Below are 22,787 nucleotides of genomic sequence, written 5' to 3' on the forward strand. Positions count from 1 at the left end.
ATGACTAATGACTAATGACTAATTAGCGCTTTCAATTAAGAGTCTATGTCTTTCAAACGAAGTTTACTGGCAGCCTTTGCTTGTACTGCTGTACTAACTGGGGTTCCCACCATCAGCTGGGCTGACAGCTTACCCGGATTCACCCTGTTTGGTGGCCCTCCCCGCGAAAACCAACTACCCTTCCGGTTGGATTTTGGCGGCGCACCCAATTCTTGGGATCGTTACCGACTGAGGATTCCCGCTAAAAAAATGCAGTTGGCAGTCGCTCAATTTTCTATTTCCTATCCGAATTATTACAGAGGGGAATTTGATAGCAAAGAGGTTGAGGTGCGGGTAAGAGGCAAATCTGTGCCCCTGCAAGAGGTGGTCTGGGATAAAGAAAACCGCGTCATTCAAATTTACCCCCAAGAGCCAGTACCAGCGGGTTATCAGGTCGAATTAGTCTTGTCTAACGTGAAAAACCCAAATTTTGGCGGGATGTTCTACTTCAACTGTCAGATTCTTTCTCCCGGCGATGTGCCTTTACTGCGTTATATTGGCACTTGGCTCTTGAGCATTAATTAGTTGCCAAATAGCTGATAAAATAGTAGATTGTAGCTTTTTTATCCAGTAAACTCGCCAGATAGGAGAAAAAATAATGACGAAACGCACGTTACACGGCACCAGCCGTAAAAGAAGAAGAACTTCCGGTTTTCGCGCCAGGATGCGAACCAAAAATGGTCAGGCAGTGATTAAAGCCCGCCGCAAAAAAGGACGTTATCGTCTGAGTGTAAGCGGTTAGCCAACTTCGGTTAGAGGGAGGAATGCACGACGCCTGTGGCTTTGCGTAAAGCAAATCGACTCAAGCACCGACAACATTTTAGTGCCGTATTCCGCAAAGGAATTCGTCGCCAAAGTGCTAATTTGACCTTGCGAGCCTTGAAGCAGTCAGCCGACTCGGAGGGAGGTAGATCGCCAGCCACAGGGCCAGAAATTCCCTCTCGCATTGGCATTTCTGTCAGCCTAAAAGTGAGCAAGCGGGCGGTGACCCGCAATCGAATTAAGCGGCAAATCAGGGCGGCTTTTCGTCATCTACTGCCCCAGCTTAAGTATGGCTGGTGGCTGGTAGTTGTCGTGAAACCGAAAGCCGAGCAGTGCGAATATCAACAATTTCTGCAAGAATTAGAGCAGTTGTTGGCAGAAGCTGAGGTACTCAATGGGCATTCGCGAGGAAGTTTATTATGAAGGCGGCCCTCATATCGGGGATCTGATTATTAACATCCTGATAGGACTGACGGTGATTGGCTTACCGTTAGCGGTAGGAGCGATCGTCAGAGCCATCTGGTTGCGCTACCGAATTACCAATCGTCGCATTTCCGTGACTGGAGGTTGGATGGGACGCGATCGCAGCGACATCATCTACTCAGAAATAGTAGACATCAAAAAGGTGCCTCGTGGCCTTGGCTTCTGGGGAGATATGGTGGTGACTCTCAGAGACGGTAGCCGCCTAGAGCTGCGAGCAATCCCCAAGTTTCGCGAAATTTATGACTACATCAGTGAAAAAGTGGCAGTCAAATCCGCCAAAACAAATTGAACGCCGAGTCGCTAAAAAAAACAGCACCACAGGCGTTCCCCTCCGTAGTAGTTTGTGGCAGCTAGATTTCGGTTCGGACTAGAGTCCCCTTCGATCTGCTGGCGTGCCATTTACCCCTACCTCAGCCGCAGATTCCTGCCTCTTAGCTAGTAGATTAGATTTAAACAATACAGCGCTTGTAGGTTGACTTCACACGCATGGATTTTGGTATCGGTTTTCTATCCAACAACGTAATGCTGCCGATCCTGGATTTCTTTTACGGGATCGTCCCCAGCTATGGGCTGGCTATCGTCGCGCTAACACTGGTAGTTCGCTTTGCACTCTATCCCTTGAGTGCTAACTCGATTCGCAGTATGCGACGCACGCGGGTCACCCAACCAGTAATGCAAAAGCGGGTAAAGGAAATTCAGGAGCGCTACAAAGAGGAACCTGCCAAGCAGCAGGAAGAAATGTCCAAACTCTACAAAGAATTTGGCAACCCTTTGGCAGGATGTTTTCCCATCCTGGTGCAAATGCCGGTGCTATTGGCATTGTTTGCTACCTTGCGGGGCTCCCCCTTTTCGGATGTTAATTACACCGTCAACCTGGAAATTTTTCCCAAAGAACAAATTGAGCAGATTCAACCCCAAGTCTTTGCGACAGCACCGCAAAACATATATATTGCCGATGGCGTTCACTATCCCGTTACAGCGCTAGTCCCCAGCGGTAACCGCTTAATTGTAGGCCAGACAACCAAACTGGAATTTCAGACTGTAGACGGAAAACCGTTAAATCAGATTAAATCTGAGTCTGCTGAAAGTAAAACTCCTCATTGGAAGGTTACTAAAGGAGAAGATCGGGTAAGAATTGATGAAAACGGCAACATAGAAGCCTTACAGCCTGGAGAAGTAACAATTCAAGGCACAATTCCAGGGCTAGCAACTGATAAAGGCTTCCTCTTCATCGATGCCCTCGGTCGTGTTGGGGCTATGGATGAGAAGGGAACCATACACTGGGATATTGTTGGCATGGTGGTGTTCTTTGGTCTGAGTTTATACGTAAACCAGCTACTTTCAGGCCAGCAGGGTTCCACCTCGAACCCGCAGCAGGAGACAGTCAACAAAATTACCCCGATTATATTTTCCGGGATGTTTTTGTTCTTCCCACTGCCTGCTGGGGTATTGATGTATATGGTGATCGCTAACATTTTTCAGACGGCTCAGACCTTTATTCTGTCACGGGAACCTTTGCCGGAAAACCTCCAAAAATTAGTGGAGGAGCAGGAAAAAGAAGCCGATGCAAAGGGAAGAGAGGCCCTCCCCTTTGAACCGGGTCGTTCTAAGAAAAAAGCCTCAGGGTAATGTTCATGACTGATAGTCGAATGCAGCGGGGTCAAAAGTGGCTGGAAGAACTGCTGCGGTTGATGAAAATTCCTGCCAAAGTTAAGCCAGAAAGGCAAGCAACGCTAGGAGAACAGGAGGATGTTTCCGAACCCGAACCAGATAGCTACTGGTTGACGATCGATCATACACACTTGACGCCAGCGCAAGTCCAGATTTTGGTCGGTGCAGAAGGTGGGACGTTAGATGCCATTCAGTATTTAGCTAATGCTATTCTCAACCTTGGTCAAGAGCAGGAGGAGCAAGCTACTTATACTGTTGAGCTAAATGGCTACCGCGTCCGCAGAGAAGCAGAACTCCGCGCCTTGGCAGAGTATGCGGTTCAGCAGGTGCGAGCTAACGGTCAAGAGTTTGAAATGGAATATCTTTCTTCAGCTGAACGGCGTCAAATCCATACCTTTTTGAAGGAATTTACCGATTTAGAAAGCTACAGTCGGGGCAAAGAACCAGACCGCCGTCTTGTCGTGCGGCGGCGCTGAGTCAATTTTGGATTTTAGATTTCAAATTTTAGATTTCAAAGAGGAACTTTGAAATTTGAAATTTGAAATCTGGAATTTAAAATCAAAGAAGGATGACTCAAAATATGGAACCAATTTACATTCCCCAACTGCTCAAAGCTGTCGAAAAGACAGAGGCAATTCAACTCCAGGAATTTATAGCTGGTTTGGAAACCTTAACGCCAATTCGAGGGCTGATGCGAGTTACCCATCAAGGAAATTACCTTGAGGTTTGGGTTAAAGCAGAAGCAATTATGACTTTAACCTGCCACCGATGTCTGCAACAGTACAACCATCGCCTGGTGATAAAAACTTCCGAACTCATTTGGTTAGATGAAGCAGCTAATCAATTGGATGATGGCCCGTTGGAACGGGAAGTTGCTTTGGAAGATTTGCTGGAAATGCTACCTCCAAAGGGTTATTTTAATCCCAGCGATTGGCTATACCAACAAGTGTCTCTGGCTATTCCTCAACGGCAACTGTGCGATTCTAAGTGTCCGGGAATTCCACTAAAATCTGATTTTACCGAGTTAGAATCTTTGGCTGACCGACGCTGGGCTACTCTAGAAGCACTTAAAAAACAACTACCCTAAGAATTTTAGATTTTAGATTTTGGATTTTATATTGGAGGTGATGGGACACAATGAAAAACCGTCGATGCTATCTGTTACTCTCTTAATTCTAAAATCCAAAATCTAAAATCCAAAATAGCCATGAGTTTCAGTGAAGATTTTGAACTGCTGCTGCGAGCCCGCTACCCTTTGATATATATTCCAACTTGCGAAGAAGAAAGAGTGGAAGTTGCGATCGCAGCCTGTGCGAAAAAACAGGGCAATCGCGGCATCTACATTTGGGATTTTGTCGATGGCTACCAGGGTAACCCTAATGATGCTGGATTTGGACGTCGCAATCCCCTGCAAGCGTTGGAATTAGTAGAAAAAATAGCGGCGTCGGCGAAGGCTATTTTCATTCTGCGAGACTTCCACCGATTTTTGGAAGATGCCGGTGTTTCCCGCAAACTCAAAAATCTGGCGCGGTTGCTAAAATCTCAGCCCAAGAATTTGGTAATCTTGTCACCCAGAATCGCTATTCCAGAGGAGCTGAGCGAAGTAATCACTGTCTTGGAATTCCATCTACCTACGGCACCTGAGATTAAAGCGGAAGTTGAACGTTTGTCAGCAGCTACCGGAAAATCGCTGGAAGGCAAAGTTTTAGATGAAGTTGTCCGTTCGTGCCTGGGACTTTCGATGGAGCGAATTCGCCGGGTGCTGGCAAGGGCGATCGCTACTCACGGCGAACTGCGTCCTGAAGACGTGGAACTGGTTTTGGAAGAAAAACGCCAAACCATCCGCCAAACCCAAATCTTAGAGTTCTACCCCGCCACTGAGAACATTTCTGATGTTGGTGGTTTGGATAATTTAAAAGATTGGTTGCTGCTGCGAGGCGGTGCGTTTTCGGAACGAGCTAGGCAATATGGCTTACCGCATCCCAGAGGCTTGCTGTTGGTGGGAATTCAGGGAACTGGCAAATCTCTGATGGCAAAAGCGATCGCCCACCACTGGCACCTACCCTTACTCCGCCTGGATGTCGGGCGTCTGTTTGGTGGTTTGGTGGGCGAATCAGAATCCCGCACCCGTCAAATGATTCAGCTGGCAGAAGCTTTATCTCCCTGCGTGTTGTGGATTGATGAAATTGATAAAGCTTTTTCTGGCGTTGATGGTAAAGGCGATGCTGGCACCAGCAACCGCGTGTTTGGCACTTTTATCACCTGGTTGGCTGAAAAAACTTCGCCTGTGTTTGTTGTCGCCACCGCCAATAACATCCAAACGTTACCCGCAGAAATGCTCCGCAAAGGCAGATTTGATGAAATTTTCTTTGTCGGTTTGCCCACCCAGGAGGAACGTAAAGCAATTTTTGCCGTCCATTTATCCCGGTTGCGCCCTCACAACATCAAAAATTACGATCTCGATCGCCTTGCCTATGAAACCCCCGATTTTTCTGGCGCAGAAATAGAACAGTCTTTGATTGAAGCGATGCACATTGGCTTTAGTCAAAACCGAGACTTTACGATCGATGACATTTTGGAAGCCGCCAGCCAAATAGTCCCCCTAGCGCGAACGGCTCAAGAGCAAATCCAGTTTTTACAGGAATGGGCAGCAGCCGGTAAAGCTCGTCTAGCTTCTAAGCATAGCAGTCTGAGCTGTATAATTCAGAGCCAATTTCGATAGCCCAGTCCCTTGATTTGTGGTAACAAAAAATACCCAGATCCAAACACTCCTTCATTAGGCAGAAATGTCCTGATTTACACAACAAAAGTCATCCGTAAAGAATGGCTCAATCAAGGAATAATCAATCTCTCTAAGACTTCGGTAAAAACGATAAGCGAATTAAGCGTGATTTGTTTAGTGCGGGTGATGGCAGACTGATTAATGCGGATGTGAATGGCAGTGCTAACATTGTGAGAAAAGCATTTCCCAACGCAAAAGCACAAGGGAATACAGGGCGTGGTAGTACGTCCGGTGAGGTTCACACCTTACAAAATGGTTGTTCGAGGCAAGTGTAATATTTGCCAATAAAGCCTGTAACTATTATGGTATAATTATCGATTGACTGGGAGTGGGCATGAGTTTTTCTGGACTTGTAAAATTTTTGATCGGTTTTGTGATCGCGATCGCCTTAATGATTGGCGCAGGTGTCGCGGCGGCACTCTACTTTGTCACAAAATTAACTGCACCTCCTGACAAACCCATCTTTGCCAATGACAAACCAATAGTCAAAGCCCAGGCAACAATAGCCAAGAGCCTGCCAAAACCGACACCTACCCCTACCAACCTCGCCGCTACCACTCCCACACCTGCAACTCCAAGCAACACTCCCTCTGCTGAACAAGCTATTGCTACCCCAACACCGAGCGATACTCCTTCTCCAAAACAACTAGAGCCGGGAGCCTACAAAGGCCGCGTCACTTGGTCGAAGGGCCTCAGTCTTCGGGGTGGGCCAAACTTGGAGTCGGATCGGATTGGAGGTGTAGCTTATAACCAAAACATCGTTGTTTTGGCCGAAAGCGATGACAAAAGGTGGCTGAAAATTCGAGTGGAAGATGGAGATACCGAAGGTTGGGTCAAAGCAGGGAATATAGAGCGAGTGGAATCACAGTAGACGAAGTAAGCCTACCTTAAAATCCCCTCGATCGCTTCGCCCACAAAAATCCTGATTCATGACTATTGCTTGCGAAAATTGAGCTAGGGAGTATAAACGGATTTATTATGGCAATATGAATTTTTAGCTGCTAATATGTTTGCCTAGATGAATGATTAGGTTAAATTCTTGTTCAAGGAAGAATATCTGTCAGCTAAAATCAAAAATGTACAACCCTCTGTAAGTAGAGTGGCTAGTAAAAGTTTTACAGGACAATTATGGAAACCCTTGTCTATATACATCTTGCAAGTGCCTATGAGGCATCTGGGGCAACGGACAATCCCGCCAGTCCCAGCGTGCTAAAAGTTTCCCAGCACAAAGTAAACTGGAAAACACTTTCGAGAAAAGTCGGCGTTCATTTACTAAGTTTTGCGATCGGATCTCTGGGCTTGGGAATGGCAGATCAGGCGATGGCCGCCCTGCGCCAAGGCTCTAAAGGCCCAGAAGTATCACAACTCCAGCAACAATTGCGACAACTAGGCTACTTTAATCGCCGTGCGACTGGGAGTTTTGGCCCTCTGACCAAGACAGCCGTCATCAAGTTCCAGCAAGATCGAGGGCTGAGGCCAAATGGCGTTGTAGAAGCAGAAACTCAACAAGCTTTACAGAATAAAATTGGCGGTAGCGAAAATGCCGTCCCAGGTAGTGATGAAAGCCGCCCCACCCTGCGAAAAGGGTCAAAGGGTTCCCAAGTTAGCTACCTCCAGCAACTGTTGACAGATGCAGGTGTTTATGACGGACAAGTTAATGGCGTCTTTGATTCGCAAACGAATACCGCTGTTAAGCAGTTCCAGCGCTCTAGCGGCTTAGCCGTTGATGGAATTGTCGGCAAGCGAACCTGGACAACCTTGACATCGGGCGACGCGCCAACTGCCAATCAGCCCTTTGACAGTTCTCCTTTTACCAATCAAACCAGCCCACAGCAAGGCTTTAGCGAACCAGTAACCACACCTGTACTGCGGGTGGGGGACAGAGGAACAGCAGTTAGTACTCTCCAGGAGCGTTTGCGAGATTTAGGCTATTTCAAGAGCCGTCCCACAGGAGGTTTTGGCTCGGTAACTAAAGCTGCGGTGATCCGCTTTCAGCGAGATAATGGACTCAGACCTAATGGAATTGTGGAGCAAAAAACCCAAGCAGCATTACAAAACACTGCTTCGCCCAGTAATTTTAATGTGAGCGAGTTACAAAAGCGCCTCCAAGAAAAGGGCTTCTATCGAGGGCCGATAGATGGTAATTTTAACGCTCAAACCAAAGCAGCGGTAAAAGCAGCCCAGCGTTCCTACGGTATTGATGAAAGGGACATTCTGAAAGTGAATTTCTAAGGATTTTGCAAAGGGAATAGCTCTCAGATATCCGAGGATCTGGGAGCTAAAAAAATACTCTAGTTTTAAACTGGTAATAAAGCCCGTTGGCAGGTAGGACAAATGGCATGGATGGTTAGCTGGCAATCAAGCAGGTGATATCCTTCTTTTTCTGCTGTCTTGGTTCCTATTTTTAGAATCGAATCGTTTTTGAATTCGATCGTCTTATTGCAGCGAACGCAAATAAGATGATCGTGGTGATGCGGATAAGGCTGATTGAGTTCGTAGTGTTTGTGTCCTTCCCCTAGTTCGAGTTCACGCAGAATGCCCATGCGGGCCATTAACTTCAGGCTCCGATAGATGGTGGACAGGCTGATCGGTTCTCCTTGATTCTCTAGCAGATTATAAAGATCTTCTGCACTGAGATGCTTACCTTTAGGAAGCTCTTGAAAAACATTCAGTATGGTCTGGCGTTGGGGAGTCAAACGCCAACCTCTGTCATTAAGTTCCGCTTTTAGTACGGATGTCGTGTAGACAGTCATCTTCACCTTCTCAACAAAGGTACTCTATTGAAAATCATACACAATTAACGAGTTATTTTCAACAAACATTACTTATTGAGAATAAGTCTTAATTAACCAATTTAGCTGGCTCATACCAGGACTCTAATTAAGTTGAAGGTGAAGAACCTGTTTGCGAGAAGGTTCTGAGGCATGACCAATTGCTAGGGAGCAAGGAAGGCCATCCCTGACGCAAAGCTTCGGGACAGATGGTATGAATGGTCAACTGGCAGTCCAGCAGATGTAATCCCGTTTTTTCAGATTGCTTGAGGCCAATTTTCAAAATTGAGTCATTTTTAAATTCGATCGTCTTGTTGCATTGAATGCAGACTAAATGATGATGGTGATGGGGATAGGGCTGATTTAGTTCGTAATGCTTGTGTCCTTCTGCCAGCTCCAGTTCTCGCAAGAGGCCCATCCTCACCATTAATTTAAGAGTTCGGTAAATAGTAGACAGGCTGATCTGTTCTCCTCTACTCTGTAGCACATTGTGCAGGTCTTCAGCGCTGAGATGGTCGCCTTTGGGAAGATGTTGAAAAACTTGCAAAATCGTCTCCCTCTGGGGAGTCATACGCCAGCCTTTCTCATTGAGTTCGGCTTTAAACGAGGTCGCTGTGTATTTAGTCATAATTGACTTTCTCAAAAAGTCTTCTATATCAGGTAAGGATACACAATTTAGTAACTAATTTTCAAGAAATCTGGCTTATTGAGAATTAATATCTAAAAGAATTTTAAGCAATTAAGTTTATTGAGAAAATATATAATTAGTTCAATAATTAATAAAAATTGGCATCAAAAAAGATGGGTGATAGGCGATCGACAAAAAGTTAGGGACTAAAGAAAACTTCTCTAGTCCCCAGTTCCAAGTTCCTCTCTAGCGATCAGCTGAAAGATTCTAAATAATCCCGCACGCGATTGCGACGCTTAGGTTGCCGCAACTTTTGCAAAGCTTTCGATTCAATTTGGCGGACTCGTTCGCGAGATAGATCTAAGGCCCGACCAATTTCTGCCAGGGAATAAGGATGACCGTCTTCTAAACCAAACCGCATGAGGATGACATCGCGCTCCCGGCTGGTTAAATCGGCTAACAGGTGCTGCAAGTCGCGAGAGAGAGCTTCTCGCATTAAGGTTTCTTCGGGAGATACATCCTCGGTTTCCAAAAGATCGCCCAGCTCGGTGTCTTTTTCTTTACCCACTTTGGTTTCCAAAGAAACAGAGCGGGGCACTCGGAATAACACTTCCCGCACTTGTAGGGGTGTCATCTCCAATTCCTTGGCAAGATCTTCCAGAGTCGCGGTGCGGCCTTTTTCTTGGGAAATTTTCCGCTGGGCTTTCTTGATTTTGTTGAGTTTTTCGGTGATGTGGACTGGCAGGCGAATTGTGCGGCTTTGAGTTGCGATCGCGCGCGTGATGCCCTGGCGAATCCACCAATAGGCATAAGTGCTAAAGCGGTAACCTTTAGTAGGATCGAACTTCTCGACAGCTCGCTCCAAACCCATCGTTCCTTCTTGGATTAAATCCAATAATTCTAGGCCGCGATTTTGATACTTCTTAGCAACCGACACTACCAAGCGCAGGTTTGCCTTGATCATGTGTTCCTTTGCCCGCACGCCTTCTGCTTGGATCTCATCTAGTTCTTCAATATCCAAACCAGTCAGGGAAGCCCAGCGTCTTTTGCCGGTAGCCAAAGTTTGCTTGAGTTCGGGAACTGTCACGCTGGCGGTGGCAGCCCACCGTTCCCAAGACGGACGGTGCCCCAGATTAGCAGCCAAACGATCGTGGATCTCAATCAATCGGACATAGAGCCGAATCGTTTCATCTTCCTCCTGGGCGGCGAGTTCTCGTAATTCCAGCAACCGCATATAGCGCTGGACTTGTTGTGCTTCGGAAACTTCTTCATCTCGCCCTAGCAAGCGCACGCGACCGATGTCTTGAAGGTACAAACGAACTAGATCGGTAGTGCGACGACTGGCGCTTTGCTGAGGGTTGGCAGCGTCTGCCTCCTCCAAATCCAGATCGACCAGATCCCTGGCTATTTGTTCAGCGGTGTCTTCTAGCTCAAAGCTAGCGGCATCTAGTTGACTCTCGTAGGTGGCATCGGCGGAATAAAAGGTTGCTGGCATACTGATTGCCTCAACTGCTCCAGGTGACAAAGGGGCTTTCTTGAAAAGCCTACTTGTTTCTAGTTCTGGTATTTTCCAAGACTAGAAACACGGCTTGGTTTTGCCTAGTCGGCTTAATTACTGGTGATGCACTCTTGTGTTAGAGACTGGCGATCGTCTTAGCTTGCTCGTACTCTACGGATCGAGAGTTACTCGAATCGATAGAAATGCTGGCATTGAGCAGCTAGGCGGTCAGCAAGAAAGTTTTTTGACTTTCTGCATTCGTCAGCTAGTATAAGGAAAAGATCGATGGGTCAAGGGTGACCTCTGTCAAAGGCTTAGTTAATCTACATCACTAGATAGATGCTTTCCCGATCACTGTTAAAATGGCATCGGTTGTATTCCCCTCATACCCACTGCCAAATGTCTTTGGGTGCGACGTTCAACTCTCTGACCGACTGTACTCTGGCTTAACGTCTCGCAGCATTAGCGCTTCCAAGGCGACTTGGGGAGTCACTTCTCCTTTGAGCAAGCGATACACCTGATAAGAAATTGGTACAGAAATTTCCTGTCGATCGGCCAGATGAACTAGCACTTCGGTTGTATTCACACCTTCGGCGGTTCCCTCTAAGGAAGCCAAAATTTCTGGTAAGGTTTCGCCTTGGGCGAGTTTGTAACCAACTTGGTAGTTGCGACTGAGGGCGCTGTTGCAAGTTGCGAGTAGATCGCCTAATCCTGATAAGCCATAAAATGTGTCGGTATTAGCACCCCAACGATCGCCAATGCGGATGATTTCAGCTAAGGCACGGGTAACCAGAGCGGCTTTGGCATTTGTTCCCAGTTGCAAACCATCACAGGCACCAGCTGCGATCGCTATTACATTTTTTAGTGTACCACCTAGTTCTACACCCAAGGGATCGGCATTGGTATAGACGCGAAACCGATTTGAGTTGAACACCCCTTGCACCACAACTGCTGCATCTGCGTCTTTACTGGCAACAACGGTAGCAGCTGGCAATCGGGCCTGAATTTCTTTGGATAAGTTTGGCCCTGCTAGAATGACGACGGGATGAGATGGAAATGCCGCTTGCCAAATTTGAGACGGTGTGCAAGTTGTAGACGGGTCTAATCCTTTGGTCGCAGTAACAAAAATCGTGGTAGGGGAAATCGGTAAGCAAGAAACTTGCTCTACCACTGGTCTGACGCCTTTCATTGAGACGGCTGAGAGGATAATATCAGCACCTGCTATGATATCATCTAGGCTTTCAGAACATTGACGAGACCACAAACCCACGCGATGACCGTTCGCCGCTGCTAGGGTCGCCAAAGTCTTACCCCAAGCACCCGATCCCAGAATAGAGATCGATTTTGGATTTTGCGCGAAGTGGGCGTCTTGGCGGTTCCCGTCACGATGCCCACCTTCGCAAGAGAGGATTTTGGATTTTGGATTATTCGTTTCTTCGTTAGTTTCCATTACCATTAGCCAATAAAAGCCTATAAGAGTAGGCTCTCCCGTAAATGTGGCGATCGTCAAATATTATCTAACTAAAATCTAAAATTTCTGGCGCGGGTAACGTTCCATCAACGCTCTCACTTGTTCAGCATGATATGAACTGCGTGTCAAGGGTGAAGCAACAACTTGTAAAAATCCGATTGATGCGCCAAACTCTTGCCATGCAGCGAACTGTTCTGGCGGCACAAAGTTATCGACTTTTAAATGTTTTTGACTAGGTTGGAGATATTGTCCGATGGTGAGGATATCGCAATCGACGTTTCGCAGATCCTGCATGACTTCTCGGATTTCAGCGTCAGTTTCTCCCAGTCCTACCATAATGCCTGATTTGGTATAAACCCAAGGAGCTAATTGGCGCGATCGCTTCATTAATTCCATTGTCCGCTGATATTCCCCTTGCGGACGCACTCGCCGATACAAACGCGCTATTGTTTCGGTATTGTGATTTAGCACTTCTGGTTCTGCTTGCAAAATACCTGCCAGCGCTTCCCAATTACCGCATAAGTCAGGAATCAGCACTTCAATTGTCGTACCGGGGGAACTAGCGCGAATTGCTTCAATGCAGCGCACAAACTGAGATGCGCCGCCATCTGGTAAATCATCCCGGTTTACCGAGGTGATGACAACGTGATTTAATTTTAGCCGCCGCACCGCTTCTGCCAAACGTTCCGGTTCCGTGGCGTCTAGGGGTTTCGGCTTTTTCTCAAAATCGATATCGCAGTAAGGACACGCTCGCGTGCAGGCAGGCCCCATAATTAAAAATGTAGCCGTGCCATTGTGGAAGCACTCGCCAATATTCGGGCAAGAAGCTTCTTCGCAAACGGTATTCAGGGATAAATCCCGCAAAATATCCTTAACAGCACCGACGCGCTCCCACTGAGGCGCTTTTACTCGCAACCACTCCGGTTTTACTACCACGCCTGCCTCTAACTCCTGAACTTCGATCGATCGTTTGTAGGGGCGGGTTTAGCAATTATTTGCGATCGAAGCAATCATTATCTCGCTCCAAAACCCGCCCCTACAAGTCTCTATGATAACAGCCATTCGATTTTGGATTTGGCGCGAAGTGGGCGTCTTGGCGGTGACCGTCACGATGCCCACCTTCGCAAGACAGGATTTTAGATTTTGGATTGTCAGTAGGTATTCACGCTAAAATGTGATACTATAAAAAAAACTGGTGTTTTAATCCGGGATGTAGCGCAGCTTGGTAGCGCACCTCGTTCGGGACGAGGGGGTCGCAGGTTCAAATCCTGTCATCCCGATATTTAAGAATCCTTATCTCTACTAGCTTTCAAGCCAGTAGAGATAAGGATTCAGAAAAACGAGCGCGGAGGGATTTGAACCCCCGACCCTCAGGACCGGAACCTGATGCTCTATCCACTGAGCCACGCGCCCTTATATTCCAAATTATAGCATATCTAAACGCTCACATATTCAACAGATGGATCAGAAAACTGGGAGCGGGCAAGATGACGATCAGCAAGAGGCCCAGGGACGCTAAACCCCAGAAGTCCCTTTGGTTGTCGAGTTCGCTGACATCGTTCAAAGCCGGTTCATCGTTTATGGGGATTAAGAAGAGGAAAATTGCCCAATATAAATAGTAGGGCGGAATTAGAGAAACTCCTACCAACCAAGGCATCAGAGCAGCTATCAGCAGTAGGAATCGAGCAATTTGGGCAATGGTAGCAGCTTGTCGTTGCCCAAAGATGGCATGGACAATATGACCGCCGTCGAGTTGGCCGACGGGCATCAGGTTGAACGCGGTGACGATTACGCCCAAAAATCCTGCTACTGCGACGGGATGAAGATCGATCGCTTTATCTGCCGTTAAAGCAGTGCCTAGCGCCAATTTACTCAGCAAAGTTAGCAATAGGGAAAACGTGGGGTTGAAGGCGTCGAAGTTCAATATGACCGCCTTGTTAGAGAGAGGAACTACAGTAGAATGGGCTAGACCCCAAATCAGCAAGGGCAAACTCACCACGAAGCCTGCTAATGGCCCAGCAATTCCCACATCAAACAAAGCTTTGCGATCGGGTAGTAGACTACGCAGCTGAATAAACGCCCCAAAAGTACCTGGAAAAAACGGCACGGGGATAAAATAGGGCAGAGTCGTGCGAAGTTTATAGAACCGAGCCGTCAGGTAGTGACCCATTTCGTGGATGCCCAGAATAGCCATCAGCGCCAAAGCATAGGGAAGTCCTTTGAGGAGAACGGCTGAGTTGGATTCCACTGCTTGCGGGGTCACCCCTGCTATTTGGGCCCCAACTAGGAGTGTAGTGAATAAGGTTGCCGCCAACAGTCCTAAAGCCAAACCGGGTCGCGTTAAGACTTCCTTGTTACGCTTAGCATCTGGATGGGCTTGGGGATTGGGAACTAGGGCAAAAAAGGGATTGGAGTTGAAACCTTGTTGAAAGATAATTAAGAAGCGATCGCCAAATTTTGCTTCAATATTCTCCCGGATAGTTTTGTATGCCACTTCCGGTTTGGTTCGCAGGTGTCCCCGGCAAATCACCGCTTGGGGTCGGAACTCCAGATTTTGCAGGTAGTAGACTCCCCAAGGGAAACACTCCCGCAGCTGGGTTTCTTCCTCCTTATTGATGGGACGTACCTTAGCTGCCCCATTATCTGAGTTAGCAGTCTCTTGTGAAGCTGCGGGATCGGAACTCTGAGGTGCTGGGGGTTTAATGTCTTTACGCCCTAATTGAATTAACCAGCAGTACAAAAATATGCTGATTGCGAATACCCCAATCATCAAAGCGACTGGCATAGGCTTATTTCTGCCATATACCAAGATCCACCCAGTCCACGCAAAGGGCGGTGCCATCATGGCCAGCCACAATATCCAGACAGGGGTTTTAGTGATATCGGCCACGCTGCGCTTCACAATGAAGTAGGTAGCCAGTCCCAGCAGTACAAGTAAAAATATATTCATCTTATGCCCAAACAACCACGGGCTGTCTTGGACACCATTATTGCCTTTCCACCCAATCGAGATACGTTGGGAGCAACAGCCTATCTTATTGTAGAAAATGAAACTAAGATTCTGGTTGATTGTCCCGCCTGGGATGAGCAAAATCAGAAATTTTTACGCGATCGAGGTGGTGTATCTTGGTTAGTTGTCACCCACCGAGGCGGTATTGGCAAGGTGGAGGAGATTCAGCAAGCTTTTGGCTGCAAGGTTTTGATTCAAGAACAGGAAGCTTATTTGTTGCCGAAACTGGAAGTCAATACGTTTCGGTCAGAATTCCGCCTTACCCCCCACAGCCAAGTTATTTGGACTCCAGGCCATTCTCCCGGTTCTTCTTGCCTTTATTACAGTGCTTTTGGTGGCGTGTTGTTCTCTGGACGTCACTTATTGCCTAATCTGGAAGGCTTACCCGTACCGTTGCAGACATCGAAAACTTTTCATTGGCCGCGACAAATTCGCAGTATTGAGTTATTGTTAGCACGGTTTTCACCAGAAACTCTCAAATATATCTGTCCTGGTGCCAATACGGGATTTCTGCGGGGGAAGAGGGCGATCGATCGAGCTTATCAGCACTTGGTTAGTTTGGATTTAGATGCTTTACTTTTGGCGAAACCTGTGCTTTGAGGTGCTTCAGAAACCGGGTTTCTTGGAGAAACCGGGTTTCTGGGAGGGTTTCTCGCTCAATGATGCGATCGCTCATAATAAAACTAACCTCGTTGCCAAAAACCGATGGAAACACTCACTCTCAATGTACCACCCGCAGTAGGTCTGACAGACGAGCAATTTTATCAGCTATGTCTGGCTAATCAAGAATGGCGCTTAGAACTAACTTCTGAAGGAGAATTGATTATCATGTCCCCAACTGGTGGCGAAAGTGGTATTAGAAATTCTGGCCTGAACGCTGAACTTGTTATTTGGAATCGTCAAACTGGTTTGGGATATGTCTTTGACTCCTCTACTGAGTTCAGATTACCTAATGGTGCTTATCGTTCTCCCGATGTTTCTTGGGTAACAAAACAACGTTGGGAAGCATTATCTCGTGAGGAAAGGCGACGCTTTCCTCCCCTGTGTCCCGACTTTATAATTGAATTGCGTTCTGAAACTGATTCCTTATCCAAATTACGCACAAAAATGCGCGATTACCTCGCTAACGGGATGCGTTTTGGTTGGTTAATTGACCCTCAAACACCGTTAGTGGAAATTTATCGACCTGGTACAGATGTAGAAACTATCAATTTTTCTTTAGAACAACCACCGACGCTTTCTGGCGAAGATATTTTACCTGGATTTATTTTAGATTTAGGGCTAATTTTAAATATTTAAACTTATTCCATAGTCAGCACTTGCAACGCTTAGAAACCGGGTTTCTTATCCCAGTGTCAGCACTCCCAGTGGCGAATCTACCACTAATCTCATATTTGTAAGCCATTGCAAACCGAGCAAAGGTTCGGGAATTCCCGCACCAACATGAACGGGAATAGTGTATTCAATTCCATCTAGTAATATCTTTCCTTCATAGATAGTAAAAGTGTCCTCCCCCTGTGCTGTTCGCATAGTTCGATCGCGGACTATCACAGGCCAACCTAAACTTTGTGCGTCTTGGGTGTCTATGGCTAGATAGCCAGTAGTAAATCCAGTATCTACTAATACATCAACTGGAAGCACATCTCCATCGGCAGCAATCAAATCAATCTCAAAAAATAGTTCGCCAATCTCACCAAATTTACCAGAAATCATATCATGCCGCAGGCTCCTGTCTCGTTAATGCGAAAAGTAACAAGCCAGTCTGAAGGATACTTTTGACGAGCTTTTTCGACGGCAAGATTTTCATCGGGATCGATGAAATAATCGCCACTATTTGGTTCTATAATCATAAACCAGTTATAATGGTCTGCTATTAACTCATCGCGCCATCGTTCAAAAACTGGACGAGTTCGCTGATAGCGTGCTTTTCGTTCGGCTTCGCTTCGTGCTAATTCTTCCGGCGGTATAGTATATTCTGGGAAAATTCTGCCGCGACGGATAGGACGTTTGGTGGGTTGTTGAGTCGTCATTTTTGTTGTCCCTGTTTAAGATAAAAGGATATTTTAATTATATCAAGTAGAAGGTTTAAAAAAGGCATTTGCCACTCATAAACCCGGTTTCTTATCCCAGGGTCAACATTCCCTGTAGGGAATCTACCACTAATCTCATATTTGTAAGCCATTGCAAACCGAGCAAAGGTTCGGGAATTCCCGCACCAACATGAACGGGAATAGTGTATTTAATTCCATCTAGTAATATCTTTCCTTCATAGATATCAAAAAATTTCTCTCCTTCGGCTGTTTGCATAGTTCGATCGAGTTCAACTACAGACCAACCTAATCCTTCTAAGTCTTGAATATTTATCGCTAAATATCCAGTTGTAAACCCTGTATCCAGTAAGGCATCAACTGTAAATATTTCTTCGCTAGCTGCAATTAAATCTATTTCAAAAAATAGCTCTCCTATCTCGCCAAATTTACCAGAAATCATATCTTACCGCAGGCTCCTGTTTCATTGATTCGGAAAACAGCGAGCCTGCCAGAAGAGTACTTTTGACGAGCTTTTTTGATGGCGGTATCTTCATCAGAATCGATGAAATAATCACCACTATTTGGTTCGATAATCATAAACCAGTTGTAATGATCGTTTATCAACTCATCGCGCACTCTTTCAAAAACTGGGCGACAGCGTTGATATCGTGCTTGTTGTTCGGCTTCGCGTCGTGCTAGTTCTTCCGGCGGTATAGTATATTCTGGGAAAATTCTGCCGCGACGGATAGGACGTTTGGTGGGTTGTTGAGTCGTCATTTTTGTTGTCCCTGTTGAAGATAAAAGGATATTTTAATTATATCAAGTAGAAGGTTTAAAAAAGGCATTTGCCACTCAGAAACCCGGTTTCTTATCCCAGGGTCAACATTCCCTGTAGGGAATCTACCACTAATCTCATATTTGTAAGCCATTGCAAACCGAGCAAAGGTTCGGGAATTCCCGCACCAACATGAACGGGAATAGTGTATTCAATTCCATCTAGTAATATCTTTCCTTCATACAAATCAAAAAGTGACTCGCCTTGTGCCGTTCTCATCGTTCTATTCAAGTCGATAAAAGACCAACCCAAACCCTCTAAGTCTTGAGTATTAATGGCTAACCAGCCAGTTGTAAAGCCTGTATCCAGTAGTGCATCTACTGAGAATACTTCTCCATTAGCTGCAATCAAATCAATCTCAAAAAATAGTTCGCCAATCTCACCAAATTTGCCAGAAATCATATCATGCCACAAGCTCCACTTTCATTAATTCGGAAAGAGACAAGTATGTTACCACGGGGGTACTTTTGACGAGCTTTTTCGACGGCAAGATTTTCATCGGGATCGATGAAATAATCGCCACTATTTGGTTCTATAATCATAAACCAGTTATAATGGTCTGCTATTAACTCATCGCGCCATCGTTCAAAAACTGGACGAGTTCGCTGATAGCGTGCTTTTCGTTCGGCTTCGCTTCGTGCTAGTTCTTCCGGCGGTATAGTATATTCTGGGAAAATTCTGCCGCGACGGATAGGACGTTTGGTGGGTTGTTGAGTCGTCATTTTTGTTGTCTCCGTTCAAGCTCGAAGGATATTTTAATTATACAGCGGGAACCGCTGTAATACAGTACATTTTAAGTAGTAGCTCCGCATTCCGGTAATTAACCTCTGCATATAACCAATAAGTTATTTGCCGGAATGCTAATGAACTGGGCACGCTGAGCGAACGCCCTTATGTTTGTACCTCATAACAGCGGAAACCGCTGTATCAAATAGAAGATTTAAACCTGTATTTTAGGGTAGATAAGCTGCTACGCATCTAATTTTACAGTCAACTGATATTCTTGTGGGATGGACATACAAGCCCCGTCTTTTTATTCGATTTATAGCAACCGCTCTCGTCGGTTAGGGCAACTCCAACTCTTACCTCTGGTTCATAATCTTTTACGGAGTAAGCTTTTCCCTCTTCCCTCTTCCCTAGCCCCTTTGCCCCCTCCCCTAGCCCCTAGTCCCTAGCTATAAATGCGGAGTAGCTTATCAACTACCAGCGACTTTAAAACGAGAGATTTCGTGGCGTAAGCCTTGTGTAGCATTTTTCAATTCTCCCAGCGAACTGTTAATTTCGAGCAAAGACTCGGCAGTTTGCGAGGAATCTTCGCTCAATTGCACCATCGCATCGTTAATTTCCTCTGCGCTTTGCGACTGAGCTTCCATGCTGTTACTCACCGCTTGAAAGCGGGGAGTTAAGGATTGCACTTGTTCAATAATCAACTCTAATTTAGTACTGATATTATGTACAACTTCAAAGCTCTGTTTCACTTGATTGGTGAAATTATCCATTTCTGTCATCCCAGAAGAAACCGCCGCTTGCATCTGTTCAACCATATTTTCGATTTCGAGGGCGGCAACGCCTGTTTGATCTGCTAGGCGGCGAATTTCTCTGGCTACCACAGCAAAGCCCAGCCCATACTGACCAGCTTTTTCCGCTTCAATTGCCGCATTGAGGGAAATTAAATTAGTTTGGTCAGCTACTTTAGCGATCGTGGTGAGGATTTTGTTGATGTTATTGGCTTTTTCGTTAATCGTTCCCAGTTTCGTAGAAATGGTATCCGTTGCATCCACCAATTTATACATAGTTGTTTCCATGTACATCAAGTCTTTTTTGCTCTCACCAGCTGCCTGCGCTGTTGTTTGCTGAACTTCATCCATCGTCTCAATCAGCGATCCGGAGGTGGCAACAATTACCTTAGCCGTAGCGGCTACCCGATTGGTGGAAGCTATTTGTTCTGTCATTGTAGCTTCCAGTTGTTTACCCTCAGCAGCGATTTCGGTGGTGGTAGCAGTAATTTGAATTATGGATTTCTGCACGTGAAGGATTAAGGAATTTAGATTATCAGTCATATTTTGAAAGGAAATCAGTAACATCCCAATTTCATCTTGGGCATTTGTGAGTGGCACTACGGTTGTGAGATCGCCCTCACCAACTTTTTGGGCACAATTAGCTAACCGCTGTAGGGAATTTGAGAACGTTGCCGCGACGGGAATAGCGACTAAACCAGCTAATAAGGCAATTCCTGCGCCGATTCCCCACCCAGCGAACCTCAGTATATTCAAGGTTTTTTCCACTTCAGTTGTGGGTTCCCCTACATAAGCAATTCCCACAGGTTCTGCTTTGATCGAATTGAGTTGTTCTTGATGGTCGTAAATGGGACTGTAGCCAGTGATATAGTCAATGCCAATGATATTTGCAGCGCCGATAAAAACTTTTTTCTGATTCAAAACTGTTGTTGCGACCTCGCGAGAAACTCGTGTTCCGATCGCTCTAGTTGTTCGATCGGTATAAGGAACATTAGTGCTGATTCGCCAATCTTTGGCAAACAGGGTAGCAGTACTTACTCCTACTTCTTGTTTGAGGCGATCGACTATTTCAAAATTTCGATTTAGCAATGTACCAACAACGATCGTTCCTACAAGCTTTTCTTGAACTTGTATCGGGTGAACCGCTACGATCGCTAAGCCAACTTTTCCTTCGTCAATCTCATAAGTTCCTTTGGCAAAAGGTTGTTTGGCTTCAGGCAATCCTTCAATTTTCTGCGCTCTTATCCCAATATTTGCTTGTTGTTCTAAACCTAAACGTTTTAGCCACTCACTCTTGAACAATTCAGCGCCAGAGAGAGAACGTCGAGAATTTATAGCATTTTGTAAGATGGGAATATCCCCCAAATTAATACCGATGGGTAAGGAGACGGGACTAAATTCCGGTTTCTTGAGATCCTGTTTCGGTAGAGACGGATAGCTGGAAAAATTATCTCGAACCTGTTGTATATACTGAGCAACAGTCCGACCTTGGGCATCTGTAATCAAGTAAAAACTATTATCTGTACCAACGCGAACATAATTAGACAATAGTTTGCTAAGTGCCGTAAGCTCTTGGGGGTCGCTCAAATCCCCTCCCTGAGACTCTACAAAAATAGCTAAATTTCTAGCTTCTAGAGCCACCTTTCCTTCAGTGTCATTAAGTTGGGTTTCTAGGGTGTTTAACTGGATTTTTAACGTTACTTGTAAATCTTGAAGCAGCCTCGTTTGTCCAAGGCTGATAATACCTTGAGTAGCAACAAAAGTAGGCACTATAGCTCCTGTCATCAACAGTATGCTCATTTTCCTACGGAAACTGAAGTTATTCCAAGCCCGATCCAGTTTCTGAAGCATAAATCAACGTTGGCCTCTAAAACGATATAGTAAAGTGCTGAGTACTTTGATAGCTCTATATTGTCCTAACATATACGACTATGGCTATAGAACTTATATCAAAATAGTCATAAGTCATTAGTCATTAGTTATTAGATTTTTGGCCTACGCTTGGGCGGGTATGTACCGGAAAACTAATGACTTTTGATTAATGACTGATGACCAATTAATCAACTTGGATTGATTAATTCCAATATAGGATTAGCTATCCAGTTTACGCCGACTCTTAACTGATGTTCTGAATTTGGCATCCGATACAGATAGGCGAGGCGACGGGCAAGATAAGCTAACTGACCGTCTAATTGCACTCCCATGCCGCTGATAGTGGCGCTGTCAGTTCCCAGAGTGAGCATTTCTCCTAAATTCTGATATTGGAAGGAAAGCAACGGACGATCGCACAGGGAAGCCCAAACATTCCAAGCTGCAAAGTCGGATTGCTGGTAAGCTGCTTGTGCTGAGTCGGGTACTTGTTGACCTTCTCCATCGCGACAATCTGCTAAATCTCCCAAAACAAAGATTTCTGGATGGTCGATCGCTTGCAGGGTAGGTGTGGTGGTTAGCTGTGAACGCTGATTTTGTTTGAGGGGGAGATTACGGACGACAGCAGAACCTTGCATTCCTACCGTCCACAGTATCAGTTCGGCTGGGATGGTGTCTAACTGTGATTTATACAGCAGGGAGATGGTGTCTGGCCCGATCGAGTCAACGGTGGTTTCCAAATCTATCCAGATACCCCGCGCCTCTATGGCTTTGCGTGCTGTTTCTCGGTTAAATTCGGGCGATGTTCGCAGAATGCGATCGCTTTGTTCGATCAACCGCAAGCGTCCTCTCTCCCCCAGTCTATCTGCCAGTTTGCACGCTAACTCGACGCCGCAATAACCAGCCCCGACGATCGCAACTCGAATTTTATCTGCTTCTGATGCTTCTAAAACTCGCAGTCTTTCTTCCAGACGATAAGCATCGCTGAGGGTACGGAAGGAAAAAGCGTAGGAACTAGCACCAGGAACGATATCTAGGGGAGATTCTCCACCCAAGGCTAAGACTAACTTGTCGTAGGGTATTTCGGGGCCATCCTGCAAATAAACCCGGTGCTGTTCTACATCAATCCCTGCCACTACGCCTTGACAAAAACGAACTTCTGTGTTATTTAAAATTTCTGCAAAGGGTGGGGCTATTTCCCAGGTTTGCAGTTCGCCGGTGAGGAGTTCGTAGAGGAGGGGGGTGAATACGAAGCGATCGCTTTTATCCACCAGCACAATTTCGGGTTTAGACGCCTTTTCCCAAGGTAGCTGGCTCAATCGCAGAGCGGTATACAGACCGCCAAAGCCTCCGCCGAGTATACAGATGCGTGCAGGTTGTTGGGTCATGGTTGATTGTGCGGTCGTGGTCGCAGGGGAACT

26 protein-coding genes and 2 tRNA genes are annotated in these 22,787 nt (G+C 46.0%); 13 read left to right on the forward strand and 15 right to left on the reverse strand.

What is annotated here, in order from left to right:
• Positions 1 to 45 precede the first annotated feature (45 nt).
• From LAY57_RS02520 to LAY57_RS02565, 10 genes are all read left to right on the forward strand, one after another.
• Positions 46 to 564, forward strand: coding sequence for a DUF2808 domain-containing protein (locus LAY57_RS02520; protein ID WP_249064720.1), 519 nt, complete (start codon positions 46 to 48; stop codon positions 562 to 564).
• Positions 565 to 637: 73 nt separating this feature from the next.
• A complete protein-coding gene (rpmH, locus tag LAY57_RS02525) occupies positions 638 to 781 on the forward strand; it encodes a 50S ribosomal protein L34 (RefSeq protein WP_190474509.1) in 144 nt (47 codons plus the stop codon).
• Positions 782 to 816: 35 nt separating this feature from the next.
• A complete protein-coding gene (gene rnpA / locus LAY57_RS02530; RefSeq protein WP_249064721.1) occupies positions 817 to 1,224 on the forward strand; it encodes a ribonuclease P protein component in 408 nt (135 codons plus the stop codon).
• Complete coding sequence (locus LAY57_RS02535; RefSeq protein ID WP_249064722.1) at positions 1,196 to 1,573, forward strand: PH domain-containing protein; 378 nt, start codon at positions 1,196 to 1,198, stop codon at positions 1,571 to 1,573. Before rnpA ends, LAY57_RS02535 begins: the two co-directional genes overlap by 29 nt.
• A 197-nt stretch (positions 1,574 to 1,770) precedes the next feature.
• Positions 1,771 to 2,913 carry a membrane protein insertase YidC gene (yidC, locus tag LAY57_RS02540; protein ID WP_249064723.1) on the forward strand — a complete coding sequence of 381 codons (1,143 nt, stop codon included), beginning with the start codon at positions 1,771 to 1,773 and terminating at the stop codon, positions 2,911 to 2,913.
• A gap of 5 nt (positions 2,914 to 2,918) precedes the next feature.
• The gene (locus LAY57_RS02545) at positions 2,919 to 3,431 is read left to right on the forward strand and encodes a Jag family protein (protein ID WP_249064724.1); all 513 of its coding nucleotides are present in this window, start codon (positions 2,919 to 2,921) and stop codon (positions 3,429 to 3,431) included.
• Positions 3,432 to 3,535: 104 nt separating this feature from the next.
• On the forward strand, positions 3,536 to 4,042 hold the full coding sequence (locus LAY57_RS02550; RefSeq protein WP_249064835.1) for a YceD family protein: 507 nt from the start codon (positions 3,536 to 3,538) through the stop codon (positions 4,040 to 4,042).
• A 120-nt stretch (positions 4,043 to 4,162) separates the two neighbouring features.
• On the forward strand, positions 4,163 to 5,677 hold the full coding sequence (locus LAY57_RS02555) for a Ycf46 family AAA ATPase (protein ID WP_249064725.1): 1,515 nt from the start codon (positions 4,163 to 4,165) through the stop codon (positions 5,675 to 5,677).
• Between the two features lie 394 nt (positions 5,678 to 6,071).
• Positions 6,072 to 6,608, forward strand: coding sequence for an SH3 domain-containing protein (locus LAY57_RS02560; protein WP_249064726.1), 537 nt, complete (start codon positions 6,072 to 6,074; stop codon positions 6,606 to 6,608).
• A gap of 257 nt (positions 6,609 to 6,865) precedes the next feature.
• Positions 6,866 to 7,969, forward strand: a complete 1,104-nt coding sequence (locus tag LAY57_RS02565) for a peptidoglycan-binding domain-containing protein (RefSeq protein ID WP_249064727.1) — start codon at positions 6,866 to 6,868, stop codon at positions 7,967 to 7,969.
• Between the two features lie 65 nt (positions 7,970 to 8,034).
• Here the strand turns inward: LAY57_RS02565 and LAY57_RS02570 are convergent, their stop codons facing one another.
• The 5 genes from LAY57_RS02570 to lipA form a co-directional block, all read right to left on the reverse strand.
• On the reverse strand, positions 8,035 to 8,490 hold the full coding sequence (locus LAY57_RS02570; protein WP_249064728.1) for a Fur family transcriptional regulator: 456 nt from the start codon (positions 8,488 to 8,490) through the stop codon (positions 8,035 to 8,037).
• A 127-nt stretch (positions 8,491 to 8,617) separates the two neighbouring features.
• A complete protein-coding gene (locus LAY57_RS02575; protein WP_249064729.1) occupies positions 8,618 to 9,136 on the reverse strand; it encodes a Fur family transcriptional regulator in 519 nt (172 codons plus the stop codon).
• Positions 9,137 to 9,389: 253 nt separating this feature from the next.
• The gene (gene sigC, locus LAY57_RS02580; protein ID WP_249064730.1) at positions 9,390 to 10,631 is read right to left on the reverse strand and encodes an RNA polymerase sigma factor SigC; all 1,242 of its coding nucleotides are present in this window, start codon (positions 10,629 to 10,631) and stop codon (positions 9,390 to 9,392) included.
• A 421-nt stretch (positions 10,632 to 11,052) separates the two neighbouring features.
• Entirely contained in the window at positions 11,053 to 12,084 is a 1,032-nt protein-coding gene (locus LAY57_RS02585) for an NAD(P)H-dependent glycerol-3-phosphate dehydrogenase (RefSeq protein ID WP_249064731.1), read from the reverse strand.
• Positions 12,085 to 12,162: 78 nt separating this feature from the next.
• Positions 12,163 to 13,041, reverse strand: coding sequence for a lipoyl synthase (gene lipA / locus LAY57_RS02590; RefSeq protein WP_249064732.1), 879 nt, complete (start codon positions 13,039 to 13,041; stop codon positions 12,163 to 12,165).
• Between the two features lie 270 nt (positions 13,042 to 13,311).
• Here lipA and LAY57_RS02595 point away from each other — a divergent pair.
• A tRNA-Pro gene (locus LAY57_RS02595) sits at positions 13,312 to 13,385 on the forward strand.
• Between the two features lie 60 nt (positions 13,386 to 13,445).
• Here LAY57_RS02595 and LAY57_RS02600 read toward each other — a convergent pair.
• Both LAY57_RS02600 and LAY57_RS02605 read right to left on the reverse strand, forming a co-directional pair.
• Positions 13,446 to 13,518 (reverse strand) — tRNA-Arg (locus tag LAY57_RS02600).
• Between the two features lie 31 nt (positions 13,519 to 13,549).
• Positions 13,550 to 15,055, reverse strand: coding sequence for a site-2 protease family protein (locus LAY57_RS02605; protein WP_249064733.1), 1,506 nt, complete (start codon positions 15,053 to 15,055; stop codon positions 13,550 to 13,552).
• Between the two features lie 3 nt (positions 15,056 to 15,058).
• Between LAY57_RS02605 and LAY57_RS02610 the strand changes: the two genes are divergently transcribed.
• Both LAY57_RS02610 and LAY57_RS02615 read left to right on the forward strand, forming a co-directional pair.
• Positions 15,059 to 15,715 (forward strand): MBL fold metallo-hydrolase, encoded by a 657-nt coding sequence (locus tag LAY57_RS02610; protein WP_249064734.1) that lies wholly within the window; start codon positions 15,059 to 15,061, stop codon positions 15,713 to 15,715.
• A gap of 105 nt (positions 15,716 to 15,820) precedes the next feature.
• Positions 15,821 to 16,414, forward strand: a complete 594-nt coding sequence (locus LAY57_RS02615; RefSeq protein WP_249064735.1) for a Uma2 family endonuclease — start codon at positions 15,821 to 15,823, stop codon at positions 16,412 to 16,414.
• 45 nt (positions 16,415 to 16,459) lie between these two features.
• Here LAY57_RS02615 and LAY57_RS02620 read toward each other — a convergent pair whose 3' ends face one another.
• The 8 genes from LAY57_RS02620 to LAY57_RS02655 form a co-directional block, all read right to left on the reverse strand.
• On the reverse strand, positions 16,460 to 16,828 hold the full coding sequence (locus tag LAY57_RS02620) for an aspartyl protease (RefSeq protein ID WP_249064736.1): 369 nt from the start codon (positions 16,826 to 16,828) through the stop codon (positions 16,460 to 16,462).
• Positions 16,825 to 17,145, reverse strand: a complete 321-nt coding sequence (locus LAY57_RS02625; protein ID WP_249064737.1) for a hypothetical protein — start codon at positions 17,143 to 17,145, stop codon at positions 16,825 to 16,827. The genes LAY57_RS02620 and LAY57_RS02625 overlap by 4 nt, the downstream gene beginning before the upstream one ends.
• Before the next feature lie 91 nt (positions 17,146 to 17,236).
• Positions 17,237 to 17,605, reverse strand: coding sequence for an aspartyl protease (locus tag LAY57_RS02630; RefSeq protein WP_249064738.1), 369 nt, complete (start codon positions 17,603 to 17,605; stop codon positions 17,237 to 17,239).
• Positions 17,602 to 17,922 (reverse strand): hypothetical protein, encoded by a 321-nt coding sequence (locus tag LAY57_RS02635; RefSeq protein WP_249064739.1) that lies wholly within the window; start codon positions 17,920 to 17,922, stop codon positions 17,602 to 17,604. The genes LAY57_RS02630 and LAY57_RS02635 overlap by 4 nt, the downstream gene beginning before the upstream one ends.
• Before the next feature lie 91 nt (positions 17,923 to 18,013).
• The gene (locus tag LAY57_RS02640) at positions 18,014 to 18,382 is read right to left on the reverse strand and encodes an aspartyl protease (RefSeq protein WP_249064740.1); all 369 of its coding nucleotides are present in this window, start codon (positions 18,380 to 18,382) and stop codon (positions 18,014 to 18,016) included.
• Positions 18,379 to 18,702, reverse strand: a complete 324-nt coding sequence (locus LAY57_RS02645) for a hypothetical protein (protein ID WP_249064741.1) — start codon at positions 18,700 to 18,702, stop codon at positions 18,379 to 18,381. The genes LAY57_RS02640 and LAY57_RS02645 overlap by 4 nt, the downstream gene beginning before the upstream one ends.
• Positions 18,703 to 19,176: 474 nt before the next feature.
• Entirely contained in the window at positions 19,177 to 21,348 is a 2,172-nt protein-coding gene (locus tag LAY57_RS36120; RefSeq protein WP_249064742.1) for a methyl-accepting chemotaxis protein, read from the reverse strand.
• A gap of 209 nt (positions 21,349 to 21,557) precedes the next feature.
• Positions 21,558 to 22,754 (reverse strand): NAD(P)/FAD-dependent oxidoreductase, encoded by a 1,197-nt coding sequence (locus LAY57_RS02655; protein ID WP_249064743.1) that lies wholly within the window; start codon positions 22,752 to 22,754, stop codon positions 21,558 to 21,560.
• Between the last annotated feature and the right edge of the window lie 33 nt (positions 22,755 to 22,787).

Origin of the sequence: Argonema antarcticum A004/B2, assembly GCF_023333585.1 — a bacterium.
Classification (GTDB): domain Bacteria; phylum Cyanobacteriota; class Cyanobacteriia; order Cyanobacteriales; family Aerosakkonemataceae; genus Argonema; species Argonema antarcticum.